At 54.1% G+C, this 17,132-nt stretch carries 14 protein-coding genes and 1 pseudogene; 10 read left to right on the top strand and 5 right to left on the bottom strand.

The genetic code is table 11. From position 1 onward, the window contains the following. The 10 genes and pseudogenes from tolA to folD all read left to right on the top strand — a co-directional run bounded on the left by tolA (position 1) and on the right by folD (position 10,892). Positions 1–1,104, top strand: a complete 1,104-nt coding sequence (gene tolA, locus AC2FNE_RS02595; RefSeq protein WP_170604675.1) for a cell envelope integrity protein TolA — start codon at positions 1–3, stop codon at positions 1,102–1,104. Then, on the top strand, positions 1,101–2,420 hold the full coding sequence (tolB, locus tag AC2FNE_RS02590) for a Tol-Pal system beta propeller repeat protein TolB (RefSeq protein WP_496804720.1): 1,320 nt from the start codon (positions 1,101–1,103) through the stop codon (positions 2,418–2,420). The genes tolA and tolB overlap by 4 nt, the downstream gene beginning before the upstream one ends. Before the next feature lie 87 nt (positions 2,421–2,507). After that, entirely contained in the window at positions 2,508–3,011 is a 504-nt protein-coding gene (gene pal, locus AC2FNE_RS02585) for a peptidoglycan-associated lipoprotein Pal (protein WP_170604677.1), read from the top strand. 4 nt (positions 3,012–3,015) lie between these two features. Then, positions 3,016–3,840 carry a tol-pal system protein YbgF gene (gene ybgF / locus AC2FNE_RS02580; RefSeq protein ID WP_170604882.1) on the top strand — a complete coding sequence of 275 codons (825 nt, stop codon included), beginning with the start codon at positions 3,016–3,018 and terminating at the stop codon, positions 3,838–3,840. Next, a complete protein-coding gene (gene tilS, locus AC2FNE_RS02575; RefSeq protein WP_496804719.1) occupies positions 3,837–5,090 on the top strand; it encodes a tRNA lysidine(34) synthetase TilS in 1,254 nt (417 codons plus the stop codon). Before ybgF ends, tilS begins: the two co-directional genes overlap by 4 nt. 77 nt (positions 5,091–5,167) lie before the next feature. Continuing rightward, positions 5,168–7,084 carry an ATP-dependent zinc metalloprotease FtsH gene (gene ftsH, locus AC2FNE_RS02570; protein ID WP_170473690.1) on the top strand — a complete coding sequence of 639 codons (1,917 nt, stop codon included), beginning with the start codon at positions 5,168–5,170 and terminating at the stop codon, positions 7,082–7,084. Positions 7,085–7,172: 88 nt separating this feature from the next. Beyond that, positions 7,173–7,748, top strand: a complete 576-nt coding sequence (locus AC2FNE_RS02565; protein ID WP_170473687.1) for an MOSC domain-containing protein — start codon at positions 7,173–7,175, stop codon at positions 7,746–7,748. A gap of 165 nt (positions 7,749–7,913) precedes the next feature. Further along, a complete protein-coding gene (locus AC2FNE_RS02560; RefSeq protein WP_170604682.1) occupies positions 7,914–9,590 on the top strand; it encodes a formate--tetrahydrofolate ligase in 1,677 nt (558 codons plus the stop codon). A 199-nt stretch (positions 9,591–9,789) separates the two neighbouring features. Further along, positions 9,790–10,008 (top strand): annotated as a pseudogene (locus AC2FNE_RS02555) (hypothetical protein); the annotation flags it as partial. Then, positions 10,002–10,892, top strand: a complete 891-nt coding sequence (gene folD, locus AC2FNE_RS02550) for a bifunctional methylenetetrahydrofolate dehydrogenase/methenyltetrahydrofolate cyclohydrolase FolD (RefSeq protein WP_170604684.1) — start codon at positions 10,002–10,004, stop codon at positions 10,890–10,892. The pseudogene AC2FNE_RS02555 and the gene folD, both read left to right, overlap by 7 nt. Positions 10,893–11,119: 227 nt before the next feature. Here the strand turns inward: folD and pdeM are convergent, their stop codons facing one another. From pdeM to AC2FNE_RS02525, 5 genes are all read right to left on the bottom strand, one after another. Beyond that, positions 11,120–11,782 (bottom strand): ligase-associated DNA damage response endonuclease PdeM, encoded by a 663-nt coding sequence (gene pdeM, locus AC2FNE_RS02545; RefSeq protein WP_170473678.1) that lies wholly within the window; start codon positions 11,780–11,782, stop codon positions 11,120–11,122. Between the two features lie 44 nt (positions 11,783–11,826). Next, positions 11,827–14,238, bottom strand: coding sequence for a ligase-associated DNA damage response DEXH box helicase (locus AC2FNE_RS02540; protein ID WP_496804718.1), 2,412 nt, complete (start codon positions 14,236–14,238; stop codon positions 11,827–11,829). A gap of 48 nt (positions 14,239–14,286) precedes the next feature. Further along, on the bottom strand, positions 14,287–15,594 hold the full coding sequence (locus tag AC2FNE_RS02535) for a DUF8689 domain-containing protein (protein ID WP_170473673.1): 1,308 nt from the start codon (positions 15,592–15,594) through the stop codon (positions 14,287–14,289). A gap of 116 nt (positions 15,595–15,710) precedes the next feature. After that, entirely contained in the window at positions 15,711–16,256 is a 546-nt protein-coding gene (locus tag AC2FNE_RS02530; protein WP_170604688.1) for a prepilin peptidase, read from the bottom strand. 3 nt (positions 16,257–16,259) lie between these two features. Then, the gene (locus tag AC2FNE_RS02525; RefSeq protein WP_170473667.1) at positions 16,260–17,111 is read right to left on the bottom strand and encodes a tetratricopeptide repeat protein; all 852 of its coding nucleotides are present in this window, start codon (positions 17,109–17,111) and stop codon (positions 16,260–16,262) included. Between the last annotated feature and the right edge of the window lie 21 nt (positions 17,112–17,132).

Below are 17,132 nucleotides of genomic sequence, written 5' to 3'. Positions count from 1 at the left end.
GTGGATACCGGCACCAAGATTTCAGCGATTGCTCATGTCAGCCTTATTAGCTGGGCATTGTTCGGTGGCACGTTTAGGTCCGAACCGTTGCCAATGGCTGTTCAGGAAGTGTCACTTATATCAGCTGAACAATTCGCGGCGATGACTGTGCAAAAGGACGCGCCCGAGGTGCCGACAACGCCCGTTGATCTAGAACAGCCAGATGCGTCCTCACAAGATACAAACACTCCGGAGCCCACGACAGAGGAACAACCGAATCCAGAACCGATCATTCCTTCGGAACCCGAAGCGGAATCGGAACCGGAAACAGTTGAAGTTCCTTCCGAACCTGAAGTGACCGAACAACCGCCGGTGCTGGAAGAGCCGAATACCGAAACCGTCGCGTTGCCGGTGCCGCCTGGACCCGAAGCTCAGCCAAGCCCTGCTGAAAAGATTGCGCCGGAACCGATTGCGCCTCCTCCGCCAGAAGCCAAGCCGGATGACGTCGAAACTCCGCCTGTATCATTAGATGACGGTGCAGAAATTCAACAGGAACAGCAGGATCAGACCGCGCCTGAAGAAGCTGCGCCCGAAATAGTAACCGAGGCGGAAGAGGCTGACGATCCTGCGCCCAAGACGTCTCCGCGTCCGCGGGTCCGACCAAACCGCCCGGCTCCTCCGACAGAGCCCGAAGTGGCGGAAACGCCCGACCCCGAACCGACCGAGCCGTCTGCCAGCGATCAAACAGCCATAAATGATGCACTGGCCGAAGCATTAGACAGCGACGCTGAGCCGTCCGGCCCGCCCCTTACAAGCGGAGAAAAGGATGCAATGCGACTGGCTGTTTCACGGTGCTGGAATGTCGGTTCGTTGTCTACAGATGCGCTGAACGTCGTTGTCGTTGTTGGTTTTTCCTTGACACCCGACGGAAAAGTCGTTGGTGGCAGCTTGCAACTGCTCGATAGCACCGGCGGTTCTTCCGGAGCTGCGAAACAGGCATATGAGGCCGCGCGGCGGGCAATTCTGCGCTGTGGGGCCAAAGGATACGATTTGCCTGCAGACAAATACGCTCAATGGCAGGATATTGAGATCACATTCAATCCCGAGAGGATGCGGATCAAATGATGAAACTTCTGATCAGTCTCTTTGTTGGCCTGACCCTAATGTCGGCGCCGGTTCATGCGCAAAGCGGGCCTCTGCGTCTGGAACTCGACCAAGGTATCATCGAACCTTTACCATTTGCTGTGCCAAGTTTCGTCCCCGACGGACCTGCAGCATTTCAATACGCTGCGGATATCTCGCGCGTCGTCGCCGCGGACCTTACAGGGACGGGATTATTCCGGGAAATCTCTTCTGATGCTTTCATCAGCCGCGTCAGCAGCTTTGATGCCCCAGTTCAATTTGCCGACTGGAAGGCAATTAATGCAGAAGCGCTGGTAACCGGTGCAGTAAATGTTTCGGGCAATCGGTTGACGGTGCGGTTCCGGGTTTGGGACGTGTTCTCGGGACAGGAGCTGGGGAACGGCTTGCAATTTGCGGGAACTACCGAAGGTTGGCGCAGAATGGCCCACAAAGTGTCTGACCAAGTGTATAGCCGGATCACCGGCGAGGGGGCATATTTCGACAGTCGCGTTGCATTTGTATCGGAAAGCGGCCCTAAGGATCAGCGCCGAAAGCGACTGGCGATAATGGATTACGATGGTGCGAACGTACAGTACCTGACGGACAGTGCGGCAATCGTTCTGGCGCCTCGGTTTTCGCCAAATGGTGAACAATTGCTGTACACAAGCTACGAGACCGGCCAACCGAGAATTTACGTTCTGGACGTAGGCCGGGTAAAGCGGCAGGAACTAAACACACAGGAAGGCACCATGAGTTTCTCGCCGCGGTTCTCGCCGGACGGAAGATCCATCGTCTACTCCTTGACCCAAGGTGGAAATACGGATTTGTGGAAAATGGATTTGGCCTCGGGTCAGAGTGTGAGGTTGACAAACACGCCAGCGATCGAAACTGCCCCCAGCTATTCGCCGGACGGATCGAGGATCGTTTTCGAAAGTGATCGTTCAGGCACGCCGCAGCTTTACATAATGCCTGCCAATGGTGGCGAGGCCACTCGGATCAGTTTTGGACAAGGGCGATATGGTACGCCGGTCTGGTCTCCTCGCGGCGATCTGATTGCGTTTACCAAGCAGAACAAGGGACGTTTTCACATTGGCGTAATGCGTACAGACGGCAGTGAAGAGAGACTGCTGACCGCATCATTTTTGGACGAGGGGCCCACGTGGTCTCCTAACGGACGGGTCATCATGTTTACCCGTGAAACACAGGGGGCGAGCGGAAGATCGACGCTGTATTCCGTCGATATCTCTGGGCGGAACCTTCGGCCTGTGCGGACACCGGACGGGGGTAGTGATCCATCTTGGGGACCACTGCAGAATTGATCGCGGGCCTGTCCGAGTGACGTTCACAACAAGCCTGGGCTGTGCTAAACATATGATAATAAACATACGGAACACGAGGCACTTAAAATGAACCTTTTGAGCAAAGCTGCGGCGCTGGGCATGATTGCCCTTATGGCCGCATGTACAAACAATGATCCCTCTGCGTTTGGCGCCGGGCAGGGCGGCAACGGTGCGTTGGTGCCGGGTTCGCCAAGCGATCCGCGTTCACCTGCCTACTTCCAGCAAACGGTTGGTGACCGGGTATTATTCGAAGTGGATCAGTCTACTTTGACACCGGCTGCTCAGACAGTTCTTCAAGGCCAGGCGGATTGGTTATTGGCCAATACCGACTTTGTAGCGACGATCGAAGGCCATGCGGATGAACAGGGAACGCGCGAATACAACTTAGCCCTTGGCGCTCGTCGGGCCAATGCAGCCAGAGAGTTTTTGATCTCGCGTGGTGTCGCAGGCAATCGCTTGGAAACGGTCAGTTATGGCAAAGAGCGTCCGATCGAGATTTGCAGTATTGAGGAATGCTATTCCAAGAACCGCCGCGCAGTTACGGTGCTGACGGGTTCAACCACGGGGTAAAATGATGCGACTTGCGGGTTTGGTTGTGGCGGCGGTTGTGGCCGTCGCAGGTGTGGCACAGGCACAAGATCAGCAAACACTGGCGGATATTCGTCAGGAGCTGACCGTGCTGCATGTCGAGCTTCAACGCCTCAAGCGCGAGTTCTCGACAACAGGCTCGCCATCCCCAAACCTGTCCGGAGACTCGGTGCTTGAGCGGGTGGATGCGATTGAAGCGGAGTTGCAGCGCCTGACCCGGCAAACTGAACAGCTGAACCAACGTGTCCAAAGCATTGTTACCGATGGCACCAACAGGATAGGCGACCTTGAGTTTCGGCTTGTAGAACTGGAAGGCGGAGACCTGAGCACATTAGGTGAAACAACCACTTTAGGTGGTGACAATCACGGCACGGTCGTCGCGGCACAGCCTGTCACAACGAAACCAGAAACAGAGCAAGGCGAGCTGGCTGTAGGCGAGCAGGCAGATTTCGACGCAGCGGCGCAGGCGTTAGCTAACGGAGATTACAATACAGCTGTGGATTTGTTTTCTCAGTTCGATTTGGCATATCCCGGCAGCCCCTTTGCGTCGGAAGCCAACCTGAGACGCGGTCAGGCGCTGGAAAATTTGGGCGATACCCGTGAGGCTGCGCGAGCGTTTCTGGCAAGTTTTACCGGCGATTCCGAAGGACCACTGGCGCCAGAGGCCTTGTTTGAACTAGGAGCAGCACTTGGCCGGCTCGGACAGATTGATCAGGCTTGCATTACATTGGGCGAGGTCGGAGTGCGTTTTCCGGCATCAGCTCCGGCCGCATCGGCAACACGGGAAATGGCATCGCTGGGGTGTTCTTGACCGCGAACGCCCAAAACCTTCTTGAAAAGATTGAGGCTTTGTTGCCTGATCCGCTGCCTCACCGAATAGGGGTGGCGGTGTCGGGCGGAAGTGACTCAACCGCGCTTTTGCGTCTTTTGTCTAAAATTGCGCCAACTAAGGGGATCGAACTCTTTGCTGCCACCGTAGACCACGGTCTCCGAAAGGAATCTGCCGACGAAGCTGCATTGGTGGGGGAATTTGCACAGCGATGGGGCGTTCCACATACTATCTTAAAGTGGCAGCGCTGGGACGGTAGCGGAAATCTGCAAGATCAAGCTCGGCGTGCACGATACGGATTGCTGTTGCAATGGGCGCAAGAAAGAGGGCTTGGGGCGATCGCATTGGGCCATACTGCGGATGATCAGGCCGAAACAGTTCTGATGAGATTGGCTCGTGCTGCTGGCGTGTCGGGATTGTCGGCGATGGCCGCCGTTCGCCGCGAAGGCGATATCGATATATTACGTCCTTTATTGTCGGTTACCCGGACGCAACTGCGAGATTATTTGAACACCGAAGGTATCGATTGGATCGATGACCCCTCGAATCAAGATCCACGTTTTGATCGTATTAAGGTTCGAGAAGCACTTACCCAACTTGATCAGATTGGATTGACTGCGGAAACGTTGACACGTGTGGCAGAGAATTTAGCGCGCGCCCGAGAAGCGCTGCAACAATACACACAAGATTCGGCACGAAAAGTGGTGCACGAGATAGATGGGGTTCTGTGCCTGGACCAAGATGACTTTCAGTCGCTGCCCGGCGAAATTCGCCGGCGGATTATTGTTGCCGCTGTTGGTTGGATTGCAGGTCAGGGGTACCCTCCGCGCCAAACCGCCATCGATCAGACGATGAAAGCAATCTCAGCTGGAAAATCAGCAACTTTGGGCGGATGCTTGCTGACCCCGGAAGGCAAAAAAATGTGGATTAGCAGAGAGCTAAGGGCTGTCAGGGACCAAGTCGCAGACCCCGGTGACCTCTGGGACAACCGCTGGATTGTAACCGGCCCCCAAGATGCCGGAGCGGAAATTCGCGCTTTGGGCGAAGAAGGCGTTGCACAGTTGGAAAATTGGCGGGACCTAGGAAGGCCAAAAGCTACTTTGCTGTCGTCTCCGGCGGTATGGTCCGGCGACACTATCTTGTCTGCACCGCTGGCTGGCCATGCAAGCGGATGGCACATTCAAATGGCAGCTAACAGGCCAGAGTTTTATTCATCAATTTTATCTCATTGAACCTGCCTGAATCATCTCTATTTTATAGAGCAACCTCGGCAGGTCCCCATCCGCCGAAATCTTTTGGGAGAATTTCCTTGGGCAACGCTCGTAACATCGCCTTCTGGGTCGTCCTGTTCTTGTTGATCCTTGCACTGTTCAATTTGTTCAGTGGGTCAGGTGGCACGCTTCAGAATAATGAAAGAACCTATTCCGAATTCGTCAGTGCTGTAGATTCAGGAGATGTCACCAATGTGACACTGGATGGTGAACAGATCCGTTATCGCACAAGCGATAACCGTGACTATGTAACCATCAAACCCACTGACGCCGAGGTGACGAAACTGCTGATCGACAAGAACATCCCTGTTCGGGCCGAAAAACAGCAGCAATCCGGGTTTCAGTCGTTTCTTATAACTCTGCTGCCGTTCCTGTTGCTGATTGGCGTCTGGGTATATTTCATGAACCGGATGCAAGGCGGTGGCAAAGGCGGCGCGATGGGTTTTGGCAAGTCCAAGGCTAAAATGCTGACGGAAAAGCACGGTCGCGTGACTTTCGATGACGTTGCTGGCATCGACGAAGCCAAGGAAGAACTGGAAGAGATTGTCGAGTTCCTGCGAAATCCGCAGAAGTTCTCGCGCCTTGGTGGCAAGATTCCCAAGGGCGCGCTGCTTGTTGGGCCTCCGGGCACAGGCAAGACTTTGCTGGCCCGCGCTATTGCTGGTGAAGCTGGAGTCCCGTTTTTCACCATCTCGGGGTCGGACTTTGTTGAAATGTTCGTAGGTGTCGGTGCATCCCGCGTACGCGACATGTTCGAACAAGCTAAGAAGAACGCGCCATGCATTGTCTTCATCGACGAGATTGACGCTGTTGGTCGGCATCGTGGTGCTGGATATGGCGGGGGCAACGACGAACGCGAACAAACGCTTAACCAATTGTTGGTTGAGATGGACGGCTTCGAAGCCAACGAGGGCGTGATCATCCTTGCGGCTACCAACCGCAAAGATGTTCTGGACCCTGCCTTGCTGCGTCCAGGTCGATTTGACCGTAACGTGACCGTTGGTAATCCCGACATTAAAGGCCGTGAGAAGATCTTGGGCGTACATGCTCGTAAGACACCTTTGGGACCGGACGTAGATTTACGCATTATCGCAAGAGGCACGCCGGGCTTTTCAGGCGCTGATTTGGCAAACCTTGTTAACGAGGCTGCTCTGATGGCCGCGCGAGTTGGCCGTCGCTTTGTGACGATGGAAGACTTTGAGAACGCCAAAGACAAGGTGATGATGGGGGCCGAGCGCCGATCGATGGTGCTTACCCAGGATCAGAAAGAGAAAACGGCATATCATGAGGCTGGCCACGCGGTCGTGGGTATGACCCTGCCGTTATGCGATCCGGTTTACAAAGCGACGATCATCCCGCGAGGAGGAGCGCTGGGTATGGTCGTCAGCTTGCCAGAGATGGATCAACTAAATTACCACCGCGATGAGTGTGAGCAAAAGCTGGCAATGACGATGGCGGGTAAAGCTGCCGAAGTCATACGCTACGGCGAAGATCACGTTTCCAACGGGCCAGCGGGCGATATTATGCAGGCCAGCCAATTAGCTCGCGCCATGGTTATGCGCTGGGGTATGAGCGACAAGGTCGGCAATATCGATTATGCAGAGGCTCACGAAGGTTACTCAGGCAATACAGCGGGTTTCTCGGTATCAGCCCATACCAAAGAGTTGATCGAGGAAGAGGTTAAGCGTCTTATCCAGCAGGGTTATGAGCGCGCGCACGGTATCCTTACCGAAAGAAACGAGGAATGGGAGCGTTTGGCGCAGGGCTTGTTGGAGTACGAAACTCTGACTGGAGATGAGATCAAGCGTGTGATGAATGGTGAGTCACCCAGTGACAGCGATGACGAGGGTGACAGCCCGGATGAGGGCAACGCACCAAGCGTCACCGCCATTCCAAAGACCAAGTCAAAGAAGACTCCGCCCGAGGGTGGGATGGAGCCTGAACCTTCAACGTGACGCTTTAGACCCGGGAATTTCCCGGGTCTTTTTCTGTCGCCGCTAGTGACCTAAATTCAATCGACTTCCTGAACAAAATGGTGCGTCTATGCCAGTATTGCGTGAAACGGAATTCTTGGCCGAAATCGTTTGGCTTGGGCATGTTCCGGCCGGAGAGTCTTTGCGAGCCGAAGCCGTAGACAGCTTGGATCTGGATTTTTCAGGTGATCGCGGGGCACGACACGAAGGAAATAACCGTCCTTCCTGCGTAAGGGTCAAAAACCTGTATCCGCGAGGAACGGAAATCCGAAATGTTCGACAGCTTTCGGTGTTGTCGGCCGAGGAAATAGATGCGATTGCCACGGAAATCGGCTTGGACAGGCTGGACCCGACCTTCTTAGGCGCAAGTATCGTATTGCGCGGAATACCTGATTTTACGCACGTTCCGCCATCGTCCCGCCTACAGATCGAGGGAGGATTGACGATAACGATAGATATGGAAAATCGGCCTTGCGTCCTTCCCGGCCGGGAAATCGAAGCTGACTTGCCCGGTTACGGTGCTGCTTTCAAACCGGCGGCCAAGGGGCGACGAGGTGTTACAGCTTGGGTCGAAAGGCCTGGAATTGCGAAGATGGGCGATAAGATGCGGCTGTTTGTGCCAGACCAACGAAATTGGGCGCCTTAGAGGGCGAGAGTTTCCGATTGTAGCCAGGCTAAGCCGTGCCACGCCGCTTCGTGGCCTGATTATGTCGGAATCCATATCTATTGCCAGTGTACACAATTGTATGGATTGAGCAGCGCCGACGCTTTGCGTTGGTATTGCACGGAATTCAATCAGGGACTCTGGCCGATGAGCTATAAATCCGACATCGAAATCGCTCGCGAGGCGAACAAGAAGCCGATTCAGGAAATCGGTGCCAAGCTGGGCATTTCCAGCGACGATCTGCTGCCCTATGGCCATGACAAAGCAAAAGTCAGCCAGGACTTCATCAACTCGGTGCAGGACCGACAGGACGGCAAGTTGATCCTTGTGACGGCGATCAACCCGACCCCAGCTGGTGAAGGCAAAACCACCACAACCGTGGGGCTTGGCGACGGTCTGAACCGTATCGGCAAGAATGCGATGATCTGCATCCGCGAGGCGTCGCTTGGCCCGAACTTCGGTATGAAGGGCGGCGCTGCTGGCGGCGGTTATGCGCAGGTTGTTCCAATGGAGGAAATGAACCTGCACTTTACCGGGGATTTTCACGCAATCACTTCGGCCCACTCTCTGTTGTCGGCGATGATCGACAATCACATCTACTGGGGCAATGAATGCGAAATCGACACTCGTCGGGTTGCTTGGCGTCGAGTTGTAGACATGAACGATCGTGCGCTGCGTCAAATTACTGCTTCATTGGGCGGCGTCTCGAACGGTTTCCCGCGCGAAGCCGGTTTCGACATCACTGTGGCGTCCGAGGTCATGGCAATTCTATGCCTGGCGACTGACTTGAAAGATCTGGAAAAGCGACTGGGTGACATCATTGTTGCCTATCGTCGCGACAGAACGCCAGTCTACTGCCGCGACATCAAAGCCGAAGGCGCGATGACTGTTCTTTTGAAAGACGCGATGCAGCCCAACCTTGTCCAGACACTGGAAAACAACCCTGCGTTTGTCCACGGCGGCCCGTTCGCCAACATAGCGCACGGTTGTAACTCGGTCATCGCTACTAAGACCGCACTGAAAGTGGCGGACTATGTGGTAACCGAAGCGGGCTTCGGCGCCGATCTAGGTGCCGAGAAATTCATGAACATCAAGTGTCGCAAGGCTGGCATTGCACCATCCGCTGTGGTGCTTGTCGCGACCGTGCGCGCGATGAAGATGAATGGAGGCGTGGCCAAGGCCGATCTGGGTGCCGAGAACGTCGATGCGGTAAAATCGGGTTGTGCCAACCTTGGCCGCCACATCGAGAACGTAAAATCCTTTGGCGTGCCTGTTGTGGTTGCCATCAACCACTTCGTAACCGACACCGATGCCGAGGTGCAGGCTGTCAGCGAGTATTGTGGTGAACATGGGGTCGAGGCGGTTCTGTCGCGCCACTGGGAGCTGGGCTCTGAAGGCTCCGCGCCGCTGGCTGAAAAGGTTGTCGAGATTGTCGAAGGCGGTAGCGCCAACTTTTCGCCGATCTATCCCGATGACATGCCGCTGTTCGAAAAAGTCGAAACCATCGCCAAGCGCATATACCGAGCCGACGAGGTGCTGGCCGATAACAAGATCCGCAACCAACTGCGTGAATGGGAAGAGGCCGGATATGGCAACTTGCCGGTGTGCATGGCTAAGACCCAGTACAGCTTCTCGACTGATCCCACGTTACGTGGCGCGCCAACCGGCCATTCGGTTCCGGTGCGCGAGGTTCGCCTGAGCGCGGGTGCCGGATTTATCGTTGTAGTCTGCGGCGAGATCATGACTATGCCCGGGTTGCCACGCAAACCGGCAGCCGAAACCATCTGCCTCAATGAAGCAGGTGAGATCGAAGGCCTGTTCTAGGCCGCCGAAAAGTAAATCTCGTGGTCCAAAAAACTTGGGCCACGAGGAGATTTTGACGCACTCTCGGAAACCGCTGCGCGATTATTATTTCCTGCGTGATCTGCAGAGGCAGTTCCGCAAACTTGACCGCCAATTGATCGAGATGTTGACGAAGCGCATAAGTTACATCGACAGCACGTTCGAGTAAAAACCGGCATTAGGTTTACCGGAACGAGTTCCGGACCGGGTAGAGGAAGTGGAGCAGTGTGTGCGTGCGGGTTCCGAAGATTTGGGGAAGGATCCAGATTTGGCCGAGAAGCTTTGGCGCATTTTGATTGACCGGTCGATCGCACGTGAGGAACTTGCGTTAGGCAATAACAGAGCAGGCGGGAGCGACTGCGCCCTATCGTTTTTGAAGAAAGGAAACTTAGGATGGTAGCACAGGTTATCGATGGCAAGGCCTTTGCGGCTAGAGTGCGCGCACAGGTTGCCGACCAGGTTGCCAGGCTGAAAGAGGAAAACGGTATTATCCCAGGATTAGCCGTCGTTCTGGTAGGCGAAGACCCGGCAAGCCAAGTTTATGTACGGTCAAAGGGCAAGCAAACCGTCGAAGTGGGGATGCACTCGTACGAGCATAAGTTGGATGCCGATACCTCCGAAGAGGATTTGCTGACACTGATCGACAAATTGAACAAGGATCCCGCGGTACACGGAATTCTGGTTCAGCTTCCCCTTCCAAAGCATTTAAACGAAGATCTTGTGATCAACTCAATTGATCCGGCCAAGGATGTTGACGGGTTCCATATTTCCAATGTGGGGCTTTTGGGCACCGGACAGAAATCGATGGTACCTTGTACGCCATTGGGATGTTTGATGATGCTGCGTGATTATCATGGGTCACTGTCCGGCATGGATGCGGTTGTAATCGGTCGATCGAATATTGTCGGTAAACCGATGGCTCAATTGCTTCTTGGGGATAGTTGCACCGTCACAATCGCGCATAGCCGCACTAAGGACCTGCCTGACGTGGTGCGTCGCGCCGATATTGTCGTCGCCGCTGTGGGCCGCCCCGAGATGGTTCCTGGCGATTGGATCAAAGAGGGAGCAACGGTAATTGACGTTGGGATCAACCGGATTGAACGCGATGGTAAGAACAAGTTGGTTGGTGATGTAGATTACGCAAGCGCAGTTGAACGGGCAGGGGCGATCACTCCTGTGCCGGGCGGTGTTGGACCAATGACGATTGCATGCCTTCTGGCCAACAATCTGACCGCTTGTTGCCGCGCTAATGGCTTGCCCGAACCCGAAGGGCTTACGGCATAATTCGTTCGGAATATTCGGCGCTAAGCGTCACACTACAGTTCAAAAAGGGTCTAAGAGCGCGTTCGTTTTTCGACCCTTTTGCCGTGTATTGACTTCTTCTTTGTGGAGCCATTTTAGCTGTAAGGGGCTTCTCGGTTGGCCGCTGCGAAGACTGTTTGAATTTTAAGGCAAAGAATCTGTCAGGATTTGCTCCCCAGCTGAAAAGGCTGGATTAATCTGAGACCTGATTATCTCGGCATTGGCAAAATATATGGTTGCGCGCCGGTCAGAATAGCGCGCGCATCCGCCGCCATGACATCTGCCAAAGCTGTATCTGAACAGTGCAAACCGCCTGTGTAAGTACCGTAGGCTGGCAGGATCAATCGGGCGTAATCGACCAGAAACGCCGGACGAGTGACTGTGCGCCCTTTAGCCCTCAAACGAGCCTTTGGATGGTAATGTCCGGACACTTCACCCACCTCCCCCGGCTGAGCAATATGACGGAATTTCAGTGGCCCACATGACCATTCCACCAAGTGGGTACCGCCCAGTTCGACAGGACCGGGGTCGTGATTTCCTTCGATCCAAATCCAGTGACGCCCGGCTTGTAATGAAATAAGTTGAAGGCGATCAGTTGAGACAAATGCATCGGATGCTTCCAAGTCATCGAAACTGTCGCCCAGGCAGACTACTGTAGTCGCCCTGCTAAGTTCCAAATCTGTTGCCAGTCGGGACAGGGTATCGCGGCCCTCGTAGGGCGGCAGAATTTGACCGCTGCGCCGCGCAACTCTTTCAGATTTACCTAGGTGCATGTCAGACACGCACAGCAATTTCTGATCGGGCCACCACAAGGCGCCACTGCCCAAGGCTGCCAACCTTTGTCCTGAAAATTCAAATTCCAGCGCGTTCATGATACGTTCTTTTCGCGGCTTTTCGATGTTGTTGCAAGAGGAGATCACAAGGTATTCAAACCTGCCTCCTGAAGCAGGCGTGCGCTTTCCTCCGCCAACAGGCGTTCTTCGGCCTCTCCCTTAACTGGAATTTTCCCAACCTCCAGGAAAAGCGGCGCGGCAAGCGGTGAAACACGGTCCAGCCGCAACATATCGATCCGTCCGTCTATACGGGAAAGCATTTCCTCAATACGTCCAAAATCGACCAACCCGCGCATTGCTTCTTCACGTGTGATTTGCATTAATAAATGGTCAGGGTCGTGTCGCATGAGCGTGTCGTAAAGTATGTCAGAGGAAAATGTTGCTTGACGACCGCTTTTTCGCTGGCCGCCTGTGTTCCGTTCTATGAGGCCAGCAATCGTGGCAGACGCGCCAAAGGTGCGCTTCATCACGGCGTTGCCAGCCAGCCAATTCTCCAAGCCATCTCTCAAAGCACTCGGATCGAAAAGAGGGCGGGGGTCGGTCACTGCATCTAAACCCCAAATCAACGTTGCGTAGTCCGTCGCCACAAAACCCAAAGGCGCTAGGCCTGTCTCCTCCATCCGTTTGGTCATTAACAAGCCAAGCGTCTGCTGCGCATTCCGACCCGCAAATCCGTAGACACAAAGATGTTCCCGCCCGTCGCATGGAAAGCTTTCAATCAGTAGTCGGTCTCTCTGCGGTAAACGTGAAATATCGCGCTGCAGCGCTAACCATTCGGCGGTGTGTTGTGGCAATTGAGGCCATTCCTGTTGCGCAAACATTCGCAAGATCCGGTCGCTCAATTGGGTCGAGGTGGCAAATTTCGTGCCAGAAAATGTTGCGATCTTGGGTTTTCGATCAGCTCGACGGCTGACTTCGACGACCATTTCCCGCAGCCCCTCGTAACGGACAATCTGTCCGCCGATCAAAAATGTATCCCCGGGAGTTAACGAAGCGGCGAACGCTTCTTCCACCTCACCTAATGGCTTTCCGCCCCGATTTCGCTTCAATCGAACTTTGAGCGTGTCAGTATCTTGAATTGTACCCAGGTTCATTCGGATCCGTTGCGCCGCGCGCGGGTCGCGCAATTGCCAAAAACCATCGGGCCGTTGCTGCAGCCGTTGCCAGCGGTCATAAGCACGTAGGGCATACCCCCCTGTTGCGCAGAAATTCAGACAAGCGTCAAATGCGTTGCGGGTTAATTCAGCGAAAGGTCCGGCTGTCGTCATTTCGTCATACAGCGCGTCGGGATCAAAAGGCCCAGCAGCTGCGGCTATTAGAATATGCTGGCACAAGACATCTCGTGGGCCGGAACCGCGCGGTTCCCCATCCAAGTCATGTGCCTTCACTGCTTCGAGTGCGGCAACGCATTCGACCACTTCGAACCGGTTGGCTGGTACAAGCAGGGCTTTAGAAGGTGCATTGTAGCGGTGATTGGCGCGACCAATTCGTTGCACCAGCCGTTTGACATTTTTCGGAGCTCCTATCTGGATCACCAGATCAACATCGCCCCAGTCAATGCCGAGATCTAAACTACCTGTACAGACGATTGCTCGAAGGTCGCCCCGTACCATTGCTGCTTCGACCCGTTCGCGCTGTTGTCGGTCCAGACTTCCGTGATGGACTCCGATCGGCAAGGCATCATCATTGGCAAGCCACAGATTATGGAAAAAAATTTCAGCTTGGGCGCGTGTGTTGTGGAATATCAAAGTCGTCTTGTGTCTTTTGATCTGATCCAGAACAGCCGGAATCGCATAGGCAGCACCACCGCCAGACCACGGTGGCTTCTCGTGAGTTTGCAGCATTGAAATGTCGGGATCTGGGCCGGGGTCGGCCTGAATGATGCGACACGGATCTGGGTGTCGTGCCAAAAAACGAGCGATGGCGTCGGGGTCCTCGACCGTTGCCGATAGTCCGACACGACGCAAACCTGGGCAGAGGCTTTGAAGGCGTGCCAATGCCAACATTAACTGGTCGCCGCGTTTGCTTTCTTCCAACGCGTGGATTTCGTCCACGATCACCCTTTGCACACCGTCAAACATGCGGGGCGCATCCTCGTAAGATGTCAGAAGTGCCAGGCTTTCAGGAGTCGTCAGAAGGATATGCGGCGGGTCAGCGCGTTGCCTTTTCTTTTGTGTGGCCGAGGTGTCGCCTGTCCTGTCTTCGATCCTGATGGGTAATCCGATTTCACCAACGGGGACACGTAGATTGCGACGGATGTCTGATGCCAAGGCCTTGAGAGGCGAGACATAGATCGTGTGCAAGCCGCCATGGAAACCATCGGCTAATTCCGCCAGCGAAGGCAAAAAACCGGCCATGGTCTTTCCACCGCCCGTCGGTGCTATCAGCAGAGTTGCAGGGTCGCGTGCCCGGTCGAACATCTCTTGCTGATGCGGATGGATGGACCAGTTTTTCGATGTAAACCAATTTGTTATCAGGGCGGGAATCTGCGTCATGTTCGCAGATTACCCACCCTGATACAAATTGGTATGGGAAAGACGTCTTTAGTGAACGATTTGTTCTTCTTTAACAAACATATTCGCCCAAGCTCGATCGATCAGATCGGGGCTCATCTGATAAGGTATGCCTTCGAATTCGCAGATTGAAATCATCTGATCGATTAAAAAGATCGGTTGGTAGTTGGCGTAGATGTTGTTGATCGTCGGATATTTTACTTTTAACAGATGCACCAGCGCCGCCTCGTCCAATGGCATGCCGCGTTTTCGGGCGACCATTGCAAAGATTTTCAGGAAGTTTTCCTGATTTGGGCCGTCGATTTTGATTTTGAAGAAGATCCGGCGCAGAGCAGCTTGGTCGAAAATCTCGTTCGGGTGAAAGTTGGTCGAAAAGATCACCAACGTGTCAAAGGGAACTTCAAACTTTTCACCAGATTGTAGACCAAGGATGTCTTTGCTTTCTTCCAATGGAACAATCCATCGGTTGATAAGTGCCTGAGGTGGTTCCGCCTGACGACCAAGGTCGTCAACAATAAATATACCGCCTGTAGATTTGAGCTGAAGCGGAGCCTGATAGGTTCGCGCCGTAGGATTATAGACCAAGTCCAGCATATTGAGTGACAATTCACCACCAGTCACAACAGTCGGGCGCTCACATTGCACGTAGCGGGTATCAAATCGCTTTCGGCGGCGCAGGCTGTTTGGATCATCAGCCTCTTGTTCGATCGCCGTGTGCACAATCGGGTCATAGACAGTAATCACCTGACCAGCATATTCGATAGCGCGCGGGACGTAGACGTTATCCCCCAGCGCATCTCTGATGCCGTTAGAAATCGAGGACTTACCGTTACCCGGGGGACCATACATCAGTATCGAACGGCCGGCACTGACTGCTGGACCCAGATGGTCCAAAAGGCTGTCAGGCAACACCAGATGGCCCATCGCCCCAGTCAATTGGTCGCGAGTAACCTGAATGTTGCGAATGGACTGGCGTTTAACCTGCTCGCTGTAGACCTCCAGCGGCACAGGCATGGCACCAAAATATTCCGACTGACTTAGAGCATCCAGAGCGCGCGCTTTCCCGGCATCCGTTAGTTGGTACCCCATTTCATTGCCGCTGTTGGCATTAAGAGTTCCTGTCGCCTCAAGCAGTTTTTGTTCGCGCGCAATATCAATTAACTCCTGCGTAACAGAACTTGGTAAACAGATCGCCTGGGCGACTTCCGTTACCGTGTCAACGTTCTTGCGGAAAATTGTTTTAAGAAGAATATCTCGCATCATCACCAGCGGAAGGCGCATTTCACCCAAGCCCTTAGGGGCAGGCGGGGCAATAACGGAATTGGTCTGCATATTCATCAGCGTTGCTCGTTTATCTACTTGTCACGACAAATGCCCGATACCGGGCCGCTTGCAAAAATTTGACCAAGATTTGTGGCAGTACCAAGGCACAGGCGTGGCGTACAGAAGATTGTTTACGAGCCGTAAATAATGCCCAATATCAAATACATGATAAGAGAACCAGCAAGCGCTAACCCCATCGGGAATTGTTTCCCTCGATCCCAGCTTTCCCAATGGGGCGCAATCTGGCGCAACGGGGTATATTTTGCCAACCGATGTGATGCAACCGCACCAAGCGTGGTTGACATAAGAATGACCATTACAATCATAAAATCCGCAGTCCATATAAAGGCGGAAGCGGCCGCGCAGAACTTGGCATCACCTGCACCCATGGCACCTGCAGCGTTGAGCACGATGCCCACAAGCAGAACAAAAGGTATGTGAAGAAGCTGCCAGGCATAAACGGGCAAGGACAAGGACAGTGGCCCGACGCTGCCGGTGGACCACCCTGCTGACCATGGCCGCAACGCAAGTAAACCAATAATGACAAAAACGATTGCTAAGGCTGCAACCGCATGGTTCTTGATGCGCATCTCACGCATGTCGGTGAACGCAACGTAAACGCATATCGGCAGCACAAAAGGTAAAAACCAAGCGGCCGCCGACGCAGGAATCGTCATGTACTAGGCGTCCTCTAACGCGCGCAATGATCTGACGGCTTCGTCGAAATGCTGTGGATGCGTTGCGATCGCTTCACGGAACAGATTTTTGGCCGTATTGATATCACCCTGTTTCACCGCCGAAATACCCATCGTGTTCAGCAGCCGGGCCCGCTCGATCTGGGTCATCGGCACGACCGGCATCCCATAGTTTCCTTGCGCGCTACGCGCTAGAACCAGGTTGTTTTTCGCCGTGAACAGAGTTTTGTCCTGTTGAATGGCTTCGGCAAACAATCGCTCTGCTTCGGCATATTGTCCGCGGGTCATTTTGGAGTAGCCCCAATTGTTCATAACACTCGCGGGGCGGGTGGTCAGGCCAACGGCAGTTTCATAATAATGGTCCGCGCTTTTCCAGTCATTTCTGGAATCTGCGACCAAGGCCTCAAGACGGTAACGCTGAAACGTCTCGTAAGTCGGGGGAATTTTATCCAGTGTGGCTTTGGCTTTGTCCCAATTTCCGCTGCGGACCAAGGCGTCAGCGTATTCAACCCGGTCAGCGTTATTGGCACCGCTCATTTCAGTGACACGTTTCCACGCTGCTGCAGCCTCTGTGCTGCGCTTGGCCCTCGTCAGGCTGATTGCGAGTCCGCGTTGCAAGTCAATCCGGTCGGGATTTTTTAGTGCTGCACCTTGGAAATAGGTGACCGCTTCGTTGGGATCGGCAGCGGTAAGCAATACGTCGTTCAGGTTTGTTTCGTCGATGACGTTGACTTCCTGAAAGGTGCGTTCTACTTTTTCTTCTTCGGATTCTTTGGCGCAGGCGGATAGAACCAGTCCAAACATTATGACAGTCGGAATCAAAAAGGGTTGGCGCATTTTTGCGTCCTTTACTGCTCT

This window comes from Ruegeria sp. YKSD179 (assembly GCF_059612885.1).
Note: the sequence above shows the minus strand (reverse complement) of the source record. Positions and strands in the feature narration are given on the sequence as shown.

Excerpts from the sequence above, each read along its gene's own strand:
- tolB (WP_496804720.1), top strand. The coding sequence starts at position 1,101 with ATGATGAAACTTCTGATCAGTCTCTTTGTTGGCCTGACCCTAATGTCG.
- pal (WP_170604677.1), top strand. The coding sequence starts at position 2,508 with ATGAACCTTTTGAGCAAAGCTGCGGCGCTGGGCATGATTGCCCTTATG.
- ybgF (WP_170604882.1), top strand. The coding sequence starts at position 3,016 with ATGCGACTTGCGGGTTTGGTTGTGGCGGCGGTTGTGGCCGTCGCAGGT.
- AC2FNE_RS02565 (WP_170473687.1), top strand. The coding sequence starts at position 7,173 with ATGCCAGTATTGCGTGAAACGGAATTCTTGGCCGAAATCGTTTGGCTT.
- AC2FNE_RS02560 (WP_170604682.1), top strand. The coding sequence starts at position 7,914 with ATGAGCTATAAATCCGACATCGAAATCGCTCGCGAGGCGAACAAGAAG.
- folD (WP_170604684.1), top strand. The coding sequence starts at position 10,002 with ATGGTAGCACAGGTTATCGATGGCAAGGCCTTTGCGGCTAGAGTGCGC.
- pdeM (WP_170473678.1), bottom strand. The coding sequence starts at position 11,782 with ATGAACGCGCTGGAATTTGAATTTTCAGGACAAAGGTTGGCAGCCTTG.
- AC2FNE_RS02540 (WP_496804718.1), bottom strand. The coding sequence starts at position 14,238 with ATGACGCAGATTCCCGCCCTGATAACAAATTGGTTTACATCGAAAAAC.
- AC2FNE_RS02535 (WP_170473673.1), bottom strand. The coding sequence starts at position 15,594 with ATGAATATGCAGACCAATTCCGTTATTGCCCCGCCTGCCCCTAAGGGC.
- AC2FNE_RS02530 (WP_170604688.1), bottom strand. The coding sequence starts at position 16,256 with ATGACGATTCCTGCGTCGGCGGCCGCTTGGTTTTTACCTTTTGTGCTG.
- AC2FNE_RS02525 (WP_170473667.1), bottom strand. The coding sequence starts at position 17,111 with ATGCGCCAACCCTTTTTGATTCCGACTGTCATAATGTTTGGACTGGTT.